Origin of the sequence: Chromobacterium aquaticum, assembly GCF_021129195.1 — a bacterium.
GTDB classification, from domain to species: Bacteria; Pseudomonadota; Gammaproteobacteria; order Burkholderiales; family Chromobacteriaceae; genus Chromobacterium; species Chromobacterium aquaticum.
The window spans coordinates 1-12,731 of sequence record NZ_JAJOHW010000084.1 but is presented as its reverse complement, the minus strand read 5'-3'; the positions used below and the strand labels follow the sequence as shown (position 1 = coordinate 12,731).

At 67.9% G+C, this 12,731-nt stretch carries 13 protein-coding genes; 2 read left to right on the top strand and 11 right to left on the bottom strand.

Translation table 11 applies throughout. The features are described from left to right. Nucleotides 1-242: hypothetical protein (locus LQT98_RS13230; RefSeq protein WP_231462750.1), on the top strand; the 242-nt coding region annotated here is incomplete at its 5' end. 101 nt (nucleotides 243-343) lie between these two features. On the opposite strand, the gene LQT98_RS13225 is transcribed toward LQT98_RS13230, so the two are convergent. The 10 genes from LQT98_RS13225 to LQT98_RS13180 all read right to left on the bottom strand — a co-directional run bounded on the left by LQT98_RS13225 (nucleotide 344) and on the right by LQT98_RS13180 (nucleotide 10,144). Further along, nucleotides 344-1,264 carry a p-hydroxyphenylacetate 3-hydroxylase reductase component gene (locus LQT98_RS13225; protein WP_048409742.1) on the bottom strand — a complete coding sequence of 307 codons (921 nt, stop codon included), beginning with the start codon at nucleotides 1,262-1,264 and terminating at the stop codon, nucleotides 344-346. Nucleotides 1,265-1,464: 200 nt separating this feature from the next. Continuing rightward, nucleotides 1,465-2,634 (bottom strand): p-hydroxyphenylacetate 3-hydroxylase oxygenase component, encoded by a 1,170-nt coding sequence (locus LQT98_RS13220; protein WP_231462749.1) that lies wholly within the window; start codon nucleotides 2,632-2,634, stop codon nucleotides 1,465-1,467. A gap of 144 nt (nucleotides 2,635-2,778) precedes the next feature. Beyond that, entirely contained in the window at nucleotides 2,779-4,167 is a 1,389-nt protein-coding gene (locus tag LQT98_RS13215) for an MFS transporter (RefSeq protein ID WP_048409744.1), read from the bottom strand. Between the two features lie 77 nt (nucleotides 4,168-4,244). Next, nucleotides 4,245-5,042, bottom strand: a complete 798-nt coding sequence (hpaI, locus tag LQT98_RS13210; protein WP_231462748.1) for a 4-hydroxy-2-oxoheptanedioate aldolase — start codon at nucleotides 5,040-5,042, stop codon at nucleotides 4,245-4,247. Nucleotides 5,043-5,061: 19 nt separating this feature from the next. Continuing rightward, a complete protein-coding gene (hpaH, locus tag LQT98_RS13205; protein WP_048409746.1) occupies nucleotides 5,062-5,865 on the bottom strand; it encodes a 2-oxo-hept-4-ene-1,7-dioate hydratase in 804 nt (267 codons plus the stop codon). A gap of 9 nt (nucleotides 5,866-5,874) precedes the next feature. Beyond that, on the bottom strand, nucleotides 5,875-6,264 hold the full coding sequence (locus LQT98_RS13200) for a 5-carboxymethyl-2-hydroxymuconate Delta-isomerase (protein WP_231462747.1): 390 nt from the start codon (nucleotides 6,262-6,264) through the stop codon (nucleotides 5,875-5,877). Then, nucleotides 6,245-7,129: a 3,4-dihydroxyphenylacetate 2,3-dioxygenase gene (gene hpaD, locus LQT98_RS13195; protein ID WP_048409748.1), complete on the bottom strand. Its 885-nt coding sequence runs from the start codon at nucleotides 7,127-7,129 to the stop codon at nucleotides 6,245-6,247. Before hpaD ends, LQT98_RS13200 begins: the two co-directional genes overlap by 20 nt. A 104-nt stretch (nucleotides 7,130-7,233) precedes the next feature. Further along, the gene (hpaE, locus tag LQT98_RS13190; protein ID WP_231462745.1) at nucleotides 7,234-8,703 is read right to left on the bottom strand and encodes a 5-carboxymethyl-2-hydroxymuconate semialdehyde dehydrogenase; all 1,470 of its coding nucleotides are present in this window, start codon (nucleotides 8,701-8,703) and stop codon (nucleotides 7,234-7,236) included. After that, nucleotides 8,700-9,479 (bottom strand): fumarylacetoacetate hydrolase family protein, encoded by a 780-nt coding sequence (locus LQT98_RS13185; protein ID WP_231462743.1) that lies wholly within the window; start codon nucleotides 9,477-9,479, stop codon nucleotides 8,700-8,702. The genes hpaE and LQT98_RS13185 overlap by 4 nt, the downstream gene beginning before the upstream one ends. Beyond that, entirely contained in the window at nucleotides 9,476-10,144 is a 669-nt protein-coding gene (locus tag LQT98_RS13180; protein WP_231462741.1) for a fumarylacetoacetate hydrolase family protein, read from the bottom strand. Before LQT98_RS13180 ends, LQT98_RS13185 begins: the two co-directional genes overlap by 4 nt. A 254-nt stretch (nucleotides 10,145-10,398) precedes the next feature. Between LQT98_RS13180 and hpaA the strand changes: the two genes are divergently transcribed. Next, nucleotides 10,399-11,304 carry a 4-hydroxyphenylacetate catabolism regulatory protein HpaA gene (gene hpaA / locus LQT98_RS13175; protein WP_231462740.1) on the top strand — a complete coding sequence of 302 codons (906 nt, stop codon included), beginning with the start codon at nucleotides 10,399-10,401 and terminating at the stop codon, nucleotides 11,302-11,304. On the opposite strand, the gene LQT98_RS13170 is transcribed toward hpaA, so the two are convergent. Continuing rightward, the gene (locus LQT98_RS13170) at nucleotides 11,283-12,272 is read right to left on the bottom strand and encodes a helix-turn-helix domain-containing protein (protein ID WP_231462739.1); all 990 of its coding nucleotides are present in this window, start codon (nucleotides 12,270-12,272) and stop codon (nucleotides 11,283-11,285) included. The genes hpaA and LQT98_RS13170 overlap by 22 nt on opposite strands. Between the last annotated feature and the right edge of the window lie 459 nt (nucleotides 12,273-12,731).

Sequence of the window (12,731 nt, the reverse complement as noted above, 5' to 3'; positions counted from 1 at the left end):
GTGGCGGACAGGGCCATGCGGAAACCGGCTTTGCGAAAAAAGAAGCTATTGTACGGGTCAGCCGGCTTTTGCGCGCAATCATCGCGGATGGCAGGCGCCGCGCTGTCTCAGAACCTGTTCAAAGTCTGCTGCGCTTCAGCGATACGGCGTTGAAACCAAGCTCAAAATGCCCATGTACCACTTGTACATTCCGCTTTTTCGCTCGTTCTCGCCTTGTCTCGCTCTTGCTCGCGAGACTGTGAACAGGCTCTAAGGGGCTGTCGTCCGGCGGGCCGCGCGCGGCGGTCTCGACCCGGCGCGCCTCGGGCCTTGACCGCCGCGGACGCGGCGATGGGAGGGGGACTCAGCCTTGTTGGATCAACGCGCGCAGCACGCGCTTGCAGGCGGCCAGGTCCTGCTCGTCCAGCCCGGACTGGATATCTTGCTGCTGTTGTCTGGCGATGCGCCACAGCGTGGCGGCTTGTTCACGGCCGAGCGCCGTCAGTTCATGGCCGGTGTCGCCGCGCGCGAGTAGCCCTTTGCGCAGCAATACCATTTCGGCCAGTTCTATTTCCGTCGCCGGCATCGCCACCTCGCGCTGCAACGCGCAGGCATCCAGGCCGGAATGCTGCTCCAGTACCAGCAACATGCGCGCCTCGCCGCTGCTGAGCCCGGTGGCGAGCTGGCGCGGCTGATAGCTGGCCTGGTAGGCCTGCAGCGCCTGGGTCAGCAGGTAGAGCAGATTGTCGCCCAGCCAACCCGGCAGCGGTTCCGCTGCGGTGGCCGGCCGGCTGCGCGGCAGCGCGGCGGCGTACATGCCCTGGTGGTAGAGCAGCGGCGCGGCGCCGAAGTCGTCGAAGGCTTCGACCAGGCCCAACAGAATCCAGTGATCGCCGCCGTCCAACTGCTGGTGCAGCCGGCAATGGAAGCGGGCGGCGCAGCCGTCCAGCAGCGGCGCGCCGCCGCGCCCGGCCTCCGGTTCCAGGCCGGCGAACTTGTCGGCGGCGGCGCGGGCGAAGCGGTTGGACAGTTCGATCTGGTCGGCGGCCAGCACGTGGACGACGAAGTGGCTGGCCTGCGCGAACACCGGATGGCTGGCCGAGCGCTTGTCCAGGCTCCACAGCACCAGCGGCGGGTCCAGCGAGACGGAGTTGAAGCTGTTGGCGGTGACGCCGGCGCGTTCGCCGTCCGGCGCGGTGGCGGTGACGACGGTGACGCCGGTGGCGAAGTTGCCGAGCGCGCGGCGCAGCGCGCGCGCGTCGTGGGCAGTGGCGGGTGCGTTCATGGCGTGTCCTCGGGGCCGCCCGGCGCAAGGCCGGCGCGGCGCGGGTGGGGAGCGGATAGGACGGTTTGGAGCCTGTTCACGATCTCGCGAGCAAGAGCGAGACAAGGCGAAAACAAGCGAAAAAGCGGAATGTACAGCTATTTTGAGCTTGTACTCACCGTGCGACGCTTCACGAAGCGCAGCAGACTTTGAACAGGTTCTTAGACCATGGCCGGGTCCGGCTCCAGTCCCAGCAGCGAGCGGCCGAGGATCTGCGCGCAGACGTCGTAGTCGGTATAGGCGTGGGCGCCGGTCATGTGCGCGTCGCGGAACAGCCGCTGCGCCTCGTTCTCCAGCCGCCAGCAGTTGCCGCCCATGGATTCGAACAAGCGGTCCACCGCCTGGATGCACATTTTCACCGCATAGGCCTGGTTGGTGCGCCAGAACGCCAGCGTCTCAGCGTTGGGGTAGCGCTTGGCTACGCCGTGTTCGGCGTGTTCGCGCCAGGTGGCTTCCAGCAAGGCGCGCGCGGCCAGCACCTGGTGGGTGGATTCCGCCAGCCGCATATAGGCGGGCAGGGCGGCGCCGACCTGGACGCCGGTATAGGCGCGGATGCGATTGCGGCTGCGCTCCTTGAATACTTGCAGCATGCGTTCGGCCACGCCCAGGCTGACCGCGGAGAAGCCGCTGGCGAAATAGGGGCGGTAGGGCGCGTAGAAAATCTTGCTGTCCGGGTACAGACCGAAGCCGGCGGAGCGGCCTTCCATCATGTCCTTGGCGGCCTCGATGCGGTGTTCCGGCACGAAGACGTCGCGCACGATCAGGGTCTTGGTGCCGCTGCCCTGCATGCCGGCGGCGTGCCAGTCGTCGCGGATCTGATAATCCGCGCGCGGCACCACCGCGAAGCAGTACTGCGGGCTGCCGTCGGCGCCCGGGCGGCGGAAGCCCAGTATCGCCCATTCGGCGTGATCGCAGCCGCTGCTCCAACCCATTTCGCCGCTGAGCAGCACGCCGCCATCCGCGGCTTCGGCGCGGCCCAGCGGCGCGATGCTGCTGCTGGCGGTGGCGTCCGGATTGCTGCCCCAGACCTCCTCTTGCAGCTGGGCGGAAAACAGCGCGATCTGGTGGCTGTGGGTGGCCAGCAGGCTGACCGCCCAGGCGGTGCTGGCGCAGGCGCCCGCCAGCGTCGCCACGCAGTCGGCGAACTCGGGCAGGCTGATTTCCAGGCCGCCGTATTGCTTGGGTTGGAAGGCGCGGTGAAAGCCTATGCCTTTCAGCAGGGCGACGTTTTCCGGCGGCACCGTGCGTTCTTCTTCCGCCCGGCGCGCGTTGGCGGCGATGGCGGGCAGGATGGGACTCAGGGTTTCCAGCAGGGGATTGGGATGGCGCATGGTGGTCTCCTTTGTGCTTGATGGCGCTGAAGCGGCCCGCTATCCATGGCGGGCGGCATAATAATGAATACCTTCAGCGAATTTGCATTATGGGTAGCCTTATGGCGCAGTGGAATGCACCTTACGAGCCATTACTGGTACTTTTCATGAGATTCCGGCGCCACGGATATCGGTGGCCGGCGCGCGCGGCAGCCGTATCGGCGACGCGGCCTGCTCGGCTTCGTGCTCCGGTCCCAGCGGGATGTCGCGGCGGTCGCGCAGCAGCAGCACGGCGGCCAGGCCGATCAGCGTCATGCCGCTGAGGTAGGCGGCCACAGCGGCGGTGGAGCCGGTCTGGGCGATCAGCGCCTTGGCTATCATCGGCGCGAAGGCGCCGCCCAGGATCGCGCCCAGCGCGTAGGAGATGGATACGCCGGAGAAGCGCACCGAGGCGGGAAACAGCTCGGCGTAGAACGCCGATTGCGCGCCATAGGTCAGGCCGGTGCCCACCGACAACAGACATAGCGCCAGCAGCACCGCCGGCAGGCTGGCGCTGTTCACCAACGGGAACAACAGCAGCACGCCGGCCAACTGCACGCCGAAGCCGATGATGTAGACGCGGCGGCGGCCGATGCGATCCGACCAGACGCCGGCCAGCCAGGTGAAGGCCATCCAGCAGGCGGAGGCGAAGGCGACGGCGAGCAACACCGGGGTGCGCTCCAGGCGCAGCGCGCCGGCCGGGTCGGTGGTGTAGTTCTGGATGAAGCCGCCGGTGGTCATGTAACCGACGGCGCTATTGCCGGCGAACACCAGCGCGGCCAGCAGCACCAGCGGCGCGTGATGGCGGAACAGGTCCAGCACCGGGGTGCGCGAACCGGCCTTGCGCGCCTTGATTTCCTCGAATACCGGGCTTTCCTCCACCGAGCGGCGCACCCATTGGCCGATGAACAGCAGCACCACGCTGAACAGGAAGGGCACGCGCCAGCCCCATTCCAGGAAGGCGTCGCCGGGGGACACCACCCCGCTCATCAGCGCGAACACGCCCGAGGCCAGCAACAGGCCCAGCGGCACGCCTATCTGCGGAAAGGCGCCGTAGCGACCGCGCTGGCCGGGCGGCGCGTGTTCCACCGCCATCAGCACCGCGCCGCCCCATTCGCCGCCGGCGGAGATGCCTTGCAGCACGCGCAACAGGATCAGCGCCAGCGGCGCCAGCAGGCCGGCGCTGTCATAGGTGGGCAGCAGTCCGATCAGAGCGGTGGAGGCGCCCATCAGCACCAGGGTCAGCACCAGCATCGCGCGCCGGCCCAGCCGGTCGCCGTAATGGCCGGCGAGAAAGGCGCCCAGCGGGCGGAACAGAAAGCTGACGCCGACGGAGGCGAAGGCGATCAGAGTGGCGAACTGCTCTCCGGCCGGGGCGAAGAACAGTTTGTTGAACACCAGCCCGGCGGCGCTGGCGTAAATGAAGAAGTCGTACCACTCGATGGCGGTGCCGATCACGGTGGCGTAGGCGACTTTGCGCGCATTGGCGGGCGCGCCGGCGTGGGGGTGCTTCATCTTGCGTTCTCCTCGGGGTGGGGCCGACTGGCGGCGGGGCGCGGCGCCTTGTTATTGTGTGGTCGCCGCGCCGTGGTTCAGTAGCTGGAACCGTCCGGCGGGGCCGCCGCCGGTTTGAAGGCGGCGGCCAGCGCTTCGGCGCGGCGCGCCAGCAGAGTGGTGTCGACGCCGACGGCGACGAAGCGGGCGCCCAGTTCGAGCAGGCGGCGCGCCTGGGCCTCGTCGGCCATCAGGATGCCGGCGGCCTTGCCGTGGCGCTGGATGCGGACTATGGCGTCGTCTATCGCCGCGCGCACGTTCGGGTGGTCGGGCCGGCCGGGATGGCCCATGTCGGCGGCGAGGTCGGCCGGGCCGATGAACACGCCGTCCACGCCGTCGGTGGCGGCGATGGCGTCCAGCTCGGCCAGACCGCGCCGGGTTTCCACCTGGACCAGCACGCAGATTTCGCTGTCGGCACGCGTCAGGTAGTCCGGCACGCGGTTCCAGCGCGAGGCGCGCGCCAGCGCGCTGCCCACGCCGCGGATGCCGCGCGGCGGATAACGGGTGGCCGCCACCGCCTGCGCGGCGTCCGCCGCGCTTTGCACCATGGGCAGCATCAGCGTTTGCGCGCCGATATCCAGCAATTGCTTGATGCGCACCGGGTCGTTGCTGGCGGCGCGCACCACCGGGTGGCAGGGATAGGGAGCGATGGCCTGCAGTTGCAGCAGCACATCGTTCAGCTCATTGGGCGCGTGTTCGCCGTCTATCAGCAGCCAGTCGAAGCCGGCGCCGGCCAGCAGCTCGGCGCTGTAGGGGCTGGCCAGGCCCAGCCACAGGCCGATCTGGCGGCGGCCGTCGCGCAGCGCGGCCTTGAAGGGGTTGGCGGGGAGTTGCATGGTGGTTCCTCGAGCGGGTTCAGACGAAGCGGCAACTGATCGCGCCCAGCGGGCCGTAGTCGACGTGGAAGGTGTCGCCGGCGCGCGCCGGCACCGGCCGGGTGAAGGAGCCGGCCAGGATCACCTGGCCGGCCTTGAGTTCGACGTCGAAGGGCGCGAGCTTGTTGGCCAGCCAGGCCACGCCGTTGGCCGGGTGGTTCAGCACCGCGGCGGCGACGCCGGATTCCTCGATCACGCCGTTGCGGTACATCAATGCGGCCACCCAGCGCAGGTCCAGCTCGCGCGGGCGGATAGGGCGGCCGCCCAGCACCACGCCGGCGTTGGCGGCGTTGTCCGCTATGGTGTCGAACACCTTGCGCGGGCGCTGGCTGTCCGGGTCTATGGACTGGCTGCGCGCGTCGATGATTTCCAGCGCCGGAATCACGTATTCGGCGGCGTCGTAGACGTCGAACAGCGTGGCGCCGGGGCCGGACAGCGGCCGACCCAGGATGAAGGCCAGTTCCACTTCCACCCGCGGCACGATGAAGCGCGACACCGGAATGTCGGCGCCGTCGTGGAAGAACATATCGTCCAGCAGCGCGCCGTAGTCGGGTTCGTCTATCTGCGAGGACATCTGCATCGCGCGCGAGGTCAGGCCTATCTTGTGGCCCTTGAGCTTGCGGCCCTCCGCCAGCTTGAGGTCCACCCAGCAGCGTTGGATGGCGTAGGCGTCCTCGATGGTGATGTCGGGGTGGTCCAGCGAGATCTGGCGGATCTGCCGGCGCTCGCGCTCGGCGTCGTGCAGGCGGCAGGCGATGCCGCGGATCTGGTCTTGGCTCAGCATGCGGGGTCCTCAGGAGGGCTGACGGAAGCGTTGATGCACATTGTTGTGCTTGAAGTTGAGCGTGGCGGACAGCTCGGTCAGTTCGAAGCTGAGCGCCAGGTAGCGCTGGGCGAACAGCGGCTCGAAGTGGCGCTGGATCAGCGTGAACACCTGTTCGGCGGTGGCGCGGCGCTGCGTCTCGCTGCGGCCGCTGCCGATCTGCAGCCGACAGTGGACGAAGGCGTAGTCGGCTTCGCCGTCGGCCATGCGCCAGGTGTCCAGCCAGTGGGCGCGGCTGCGGATGCCGGCCAGCGGATACAGGCCGCTGGCGGCCAGGCAGTCGTGCACTTGGCGGAACAGGCCGGGCAGGTCGGCCAGCTCGCGCAGATTGTCGGTGCATTCAACGGTGAAGTGCGGCATGGCGCTCTCCTTGCGGCTCCACCGGCAGCACCACATTGATCTGGCCGGTGCCGGAGCTGCCGAAATAGGGGGTGATGATTTCGGCGCGGCCGCGGTAGCCGTCCCAGCCCAGCGCGCCCAGCAGCATCGCGGTGTCGTGCATGAAGCCCTCGCCATGGCACTTCTCGGCGTACTCCGGCAGCATGCCGCAGAAGGTCTGCCAGTCGCCGCGTCGCCACATTTCCACCACTTCCTGGTCCATGCTTTCCAGGAAGGGGCTCCAGGGCTTGTGCAGGTATTGGTCGGCGGTGCCGTTCTGGGCGAAGCGGTGCGATAGCGAGCCGCTGGCGAAAAAGGCGACGCGGCCGTCGTAGTCGTTCTCCACCGCCGCGCGCATCGCCGCGCCCAGCCGCGCGCTGTCGGCGAGGTCGTGCACCGTGCACAGCGCGGCCACCGACACCACCTTGAAGTGCTGGTCGGCGTTCATATAGCGCATCGGCACCAGGGTGCCGTATTCCAGCGCCAGCGTGGTGGCGTCGTGGGCGCGGGTGTGCACGCCGGCGGCGGTGGCCGCCTCGGCCAGCAGCTTGCCCAGCGCGGGGTTGCCCGGGTAGGCGTAGGGCATGTTCTTGATGAAGTGCGGCAGCTCGTTGCTGGTGTATACGCCTTCGAAAGCCGGCGCGCAGTTGACGTGGTAGCCGGAATTGACCAGCCAGTGGGTGTCGAACACCACGATGGTGTCCACGCCCAGTTCGCGGCAGCGGCGGCTGATCTCCTTGTGGCCGTCTATCGCCGCCTGGCGGCAGCCTTGATGCGGGCCGGGCAGTTCCGACAAATACATGGACGGCACGTGAGTGATCTTGGCCGCCAGGGCTAGGGTTCCCATTGCATTCTCCTCGGTGCGACTGGCCGCGGGCCGGCGCAGTCTCGCTGCTGGGTTTGGTGTCGCGCCGGGCCGGCCGTCTGGGCGGCCTTGGCTCCGGCGCCGCGTCAGGCTTGCTCCGCGCCCCAGCGCGGAATGAAGTGGCCGCCCATGGAGACGCAGACGTTCTTCACCTCGGCAAAGGCCTCGAAGCTGTATTCGCCGCCTTCGCGGCCGACGCCGGAGGCCTTGACGCCGCCGAAGGGCTGGCGCAGATCGCGCACGTTCTGGCTGTTGATGAAGACCATGCCGGCCTCGATGCCGCGCGCCAGCCGGTGCGCCTTGCCGATGTCCTGGGTCCAGACATAGGACGCCAGGCCGTAGTCGATGTCGTTGGCCAGGCGCAGCGCGTCGGCCTCGTCGTCAAAGCGCAGCAGGCAGGCCACCGGGCCGAAGATTTCCTCCTGGGCGATGCGCATGCGGTTGTCGACGTCGGCGAACACGGTGGGGCGGATGAAGTTGCCGGCGGCCAGCGTGTCCGCCAGGCCGGCCGGGCGTTCCAGGCCACCGGCCACCAGCCGCGCGCCTTCTTCCAGGCCCACGCGGATATAGCCGGTGACCTTGTCGTAATGCTGGCGGGAGATCATGGCGCCCACCTGGGTGTCGGGGTTTTGCGGATCGCCGACTAGCAGCCGCTGGGCGCGGGCGGCGAACTCCGCGACGAAGCGGTCGTAGATGGCGTTCTGCACGAAGATGCGGCTGCCGGCGGTGCAGCGCTCGCCATTGAGGGAGAAGATGGTGAACAGCGCCGCGTCCAGCGCGCGCTCGAAGTCGGCGTCGTCGAACACCAGCACCGGCGATTTGCCGCCCAGCTCCATCGAGTATTTCTTCAGCCCGGCGTTCTGCATGATGCGCTGTCCGGTGGCGGTGCCGCCGGTGAAGGACACCGCGCGCACGTCCGGGTGACGCACCAGCGCCTCGCCGGCATCGGCGCCATAGCCCTGCACCACGTTGAACACGCCGGGCGGAATGCCGGCTTCCAGCGCCAGCCGGCCCAGTTCATTGGCGGTCAGCGGCGACAGTTCGGACATCTTCAGCACCGCGGTATTGCCCAGCGCCAGGCAGGGCGCGGTCTTCCAGGTGGCGGTCATGAAGGGCACGTTCCACGGCGACACCAGCGCGCACACGCCCACCGGCTGGTACAGCGTGTAGTTCAGCATCTGCTCGTCCACCGGATAGCTGTGGCCGTTCATGCGGGTGCAGACTTCGGCGAAGAAGTCGAAATTGTGCGAGGCGCGCGGGATCAGCACATTGCGGGTCTGGTGGATGGGCAGGCCGGTGTCCAGGGTTTCCAGTTCCGCCAGCAGCGGCACTTCGCGCTGGATCAGCTCGCCCAGCTTGCGCATCAGCCGCGCGCGTTCCTTGGCCGGGGTGGCCGCCCACTTGGGAAAGGCGGCCTTGGCGGCGGCCACCGCCAGGTTCACTTCCGCGGCGCCGCCTGCGGCCACTTCGCAAATGGCGGCGCCGGTGGCCGGATTGTAATTGGTGAAGCTGTGCTGACTGGCCACTTCGCGGCCGTCTATCCAGTGCTTGATCATGCTGGCTCCTTGATTGCGGCCTGGCGGGCAAGCCAGGCCGCTTCGCTGACGATGTGATTGAGCAGCCGCCCGACGCCCTCGACTTCCACGACGACTTCGTCGCCGGGGCGCACGTCGGACAGGCCTTGGGACGTGCCGGTGGCGATCATGTCGCCCGGCTGCAGCGTCATGAAGGCGGACAGGTATTCGATCAGGTGGGGGATGTCGAACACCATGTCGCGGGTATTGCCGCTCTGGACCCGGCGGCCGTTGACATGGGTGGCCAGCTCCAGGCTGTGCGGATCGGGCACCTCGTCGCGGTCCACCAGCCAGGGGCCGATGGGGGTCAGGCCGTCGCGGTTCTTCACCCGCAGATTCGGCCGGTAGTAGTTTTCCAGATAGTCGCGTACCGCGTAGTCGTTGCACACGGTGTAGCCGGCCACATAATCCATCGCCTGGGCGCGGCCCACCTTGCGCGCGGTCTTGCCTATCACCGCCACCAATTCGCACTCGTAGTGCATATATTCAACATTGTCCGGGCGCATCGAATATTGGCGATGACCGGTCAGCGTGGCGGGCGTCTTCAGGAACACCAGCGGCTCGCTGGGCGGCTTGAAGTCCAGTTCTGCGGCGTGATCGGCGTAGTTGAGGCCCAGCGCGAACAGGGTGCCGTGGCAGGGCGGCAGCCATTCCACCTCGGTCTCGCCCAGGCGGCGGCCGTCCGGCAGCAAGAGCGCGCCGTCGTCGGCCTGCGCGCGCCAGATCTGGCCCTGGTAACGGATGCGGGCGTGTTTCATCGCGGTTCCTCCTCGGAGGTGACGATGTTTTCCAGGCGGCCTATGCCGTCTATCTCCACCGCCACGGTGTCGCCGGGACGCAGCCGCGCGCCGCGCGGAGGCGTGGCCACGATCAGCAGATCGCCGGCGTAGAGGGTGAGGAACTGGCTGACGTCGGCGATCAGTTGGGCGACGCCGCGCAGCCAGTCGGCGCTGTCATTGGTTTCCACCAGCGCGCCGTTGACATAGGTGCGCACCTGCACCCGCTGCGGATCGATCGCGTCGGGGCCGGCCTCGGGGCCGATCGGGCAGAAGCCATCGCGGCACTTGGCCTGGATCGCCGGCCGGTAGAAGCTGGTTTCCGCCAGGCTGACCTCGTTGACCACCGCGTAGCCGCCGACATGGGACAGCGCGTCGGCCGCGTTCACGCGGCAGGCGTCGCGGGCGATGCGCACGCCCAGCGCGCCGCCGGCATAGACGGCGTCGCTTGCGGGGCAGGGAATGGGCGCGCCGGCGGCGCTGAGGGTGTTGCGCGGCTTGACGAACAAGACCGGCGCCCGCGGCGGACCTTGGTAGGGCGGCTGTTCGAACTCCGCCGCCAGCGCCTGTTGCAAGCGCCGGTGGTTAAGCGCCGCGCCATATACGGCGGCGGGGCGCTGCTCCATGGCAAGGCTGGCCAATGGCATGTTTTAACTCCTTGTTATTGAAGTGGAAGCACGCTGATTAAAATATTTATTAATATGTTAAAGTTTATAGCGGCGATGACAGCGGCCTGTCAATGCTTATCGATGTTGCACTGCGGATAACACCCGGACGGAAACCTGGAGCGCGCGGCGCGGTCAAGGGCCAAAGGGCATGCGAGGCCATGCCGCCAGCCTGATTCGGCGCGATTGGCGCCCGCGGTTGGGACTATGGCGAAAAAGTCACAAGGAGACATGAGATGGGCAAAAGCCAGCGCGATGCCGGCGCGCGGATACCGAATATCGACATCGGCAAGGCTTACGACAGCCCATGCGAATCCGTCGACATCCATTGCGAGTCCTTTGGCCGGCTGGCGGCTTTCTTCGGCCGCAATATGCCGGTGCACCGCCACGATCGCTGCCTCCAGCTGCACTATCTGGCCAGCGGCGATATCCGGCTCTATCTGGAGGAGGAGCACTACCAGGCGCGGGCGCCGCTATTGTTCCTGACGCCGCCGACGGTGCCGCACGCCTTCATCACCGGCGCCGACGCCGACGGCCATGTGCTGACCCTGCGCCAGGAACTGGCGCATGACTGGCTGGCGGAGGCGGGGCTGCCGGCGCTGGACGCGCCGTTCTGCGTGGAGCTGGCCGCTGTGCCGGCGGCGGCGGAGATAGGCGGGCGGCTGCCGCAACGGCTGGCCCAGCTGCAACAGGAGGGCGTGGCGCGGCGTCCGGGCGGTGGGCTGGCGCAGCGGGCGCTGGCGCAATTGATCCTGATTGATGTGCAGAGGCTGGCTCAGCAGCCGCGGCCGGACGGCGGACGCCGCCGCGCGCCGCGCGGCGATTTGCAGCTGTATCACCGTTTCAATGCCTTGATCGACGCGCGTTACCGCGAGCACTGGGGGCTGGAGCGCTACGCGGCGGAGCTGGGCGTCGGTGCGGCGCGACTGAACGATATCTGCCGCCGGCTGGCGGACCTGTCATCCAAGCAGCTGGTCTATGAGCGGCTGCTGCGGGAGGCCAAGCGCCTGCTGATCTTCTCCAATGCCTCGGTGCATGCGATCGCCTACGAACTGGGCTTCAAGGACCCGGCGTATTTCTCGCGTTTCTTCCTGCGGCAGACCGGGCTGACGCCCAGTGGCTACCGGACCGGCCATGCGTGAGCGGCGCGCGGCGCCGCCTGGTGGGCCTGGCCGCGCTCCAGCGTATGGGAGGGCAATTCGCCGAACAGCTTGCGATAGTCGCTGGCGAAATGGCCCAGATGGTAAAAGCCCCAGTTGCCGGCCGCTTCGCGCACGCTGCGGCCGGGACCGGCCTGCAGCAATTGGCGGCGCACCGCGTTGAGGCGGATCGAGCGCAGATAATCCACCGGCGTGGTGGCGGCCACCCGCTGGAAGCTGTTTTGCAGCGTGCGGCGGCTGACGCGCAGGCGGCTGCACAGCTCCAGCACTGTCACCGGCTCGTCCGGCTTGGCCAGCGCCAGCGCCTGGCTGCGCCGCACGATGTCGCAATGCGTGGCGTAAGTGAGGTCGTCGCGGCGCTCGCGCAGCCCGCCGTCGGCCAGCGCCTCTTGCAGCAGGCCCAGCAACTGGTGTCGGATCACTTTCTGATTGCCGGCGAAGTCCAGCAATTCCGGCCGCCGCCGCGCTTGCTCGAACAGGCCGGTCAATAGCGCGCGCAGGGCCTGCAGCGCATCCGGGCGCGCGGTGAACACCGGCGTCTTGCCGCGCGCCTCGCGCACGACGGCGCACAATTCCGGCGTCAGCTCGGCCAAATCCTCATAAGGCAGGGATACCTGGATGGAGTCCGCGCCGGGCGGCAGGTGGAACACGAAGTCCTCGCCGCCGCGCAGCACCATCAGCGCGTCGCCGGGCACGGCCACGCCTTGCAGGCTCAGCGGCGACGGCGCTTGTATCGGTATCGCGAAATGCGCCATGCCGCCGGGCGCGCGCCCCTGCTGCACCACGCGCTGGTTGAAGCTTTCGCGGAACACGTCCAGGCGCGCCGCGCATAGGCGGCTCAGCGCGCTCTGGAAGCGGCCGCCGCTGATCTGGCTGTACAGCTGCTGCCAGCCGGGCAGGGCCTCGGCGTGCAGGTGGGCGTCGTCGAAACAACTGGCTGCGGCAATCATCTGTCTTCTCCGGTGGGTGAGACGGTTTTTGCTGTGGCGGCGGAATGGCCGCCGCTGGTTCCGTCTGTCGATTATCAGATGATTAATATGTTATTGAAATCGAAATGTCCAGTTGAGAATGAGTGCTTAATCATTGTTTTTGCTTGGTGTTTCCCATGCGCGACATGCTGCGCCGCAATGCGCGGAGCGGGCTTTGCGCTTTGCCGATTTGGGATCAGCCGCCGCGGCGGCCATGCGTATATTGGGCCATCGCCGTCCGGGATTGAGCGGCGGCAGGCTGGGTAAACCAAGGAGACGAGCATGGATCAGCAACTGGTGCCGGTGCTGGCGGCGGTGCAGGACTTTCTGCAGCGCGAGCACGGCTTGTGGATTGACGGCGGGTCGCGGCCGGCGCTGTCGGGACGGCGCAGCGAGGTGCGCAACCCGGCCAGCGGCGCGGTGATCGCCAGCGTTGCGGCC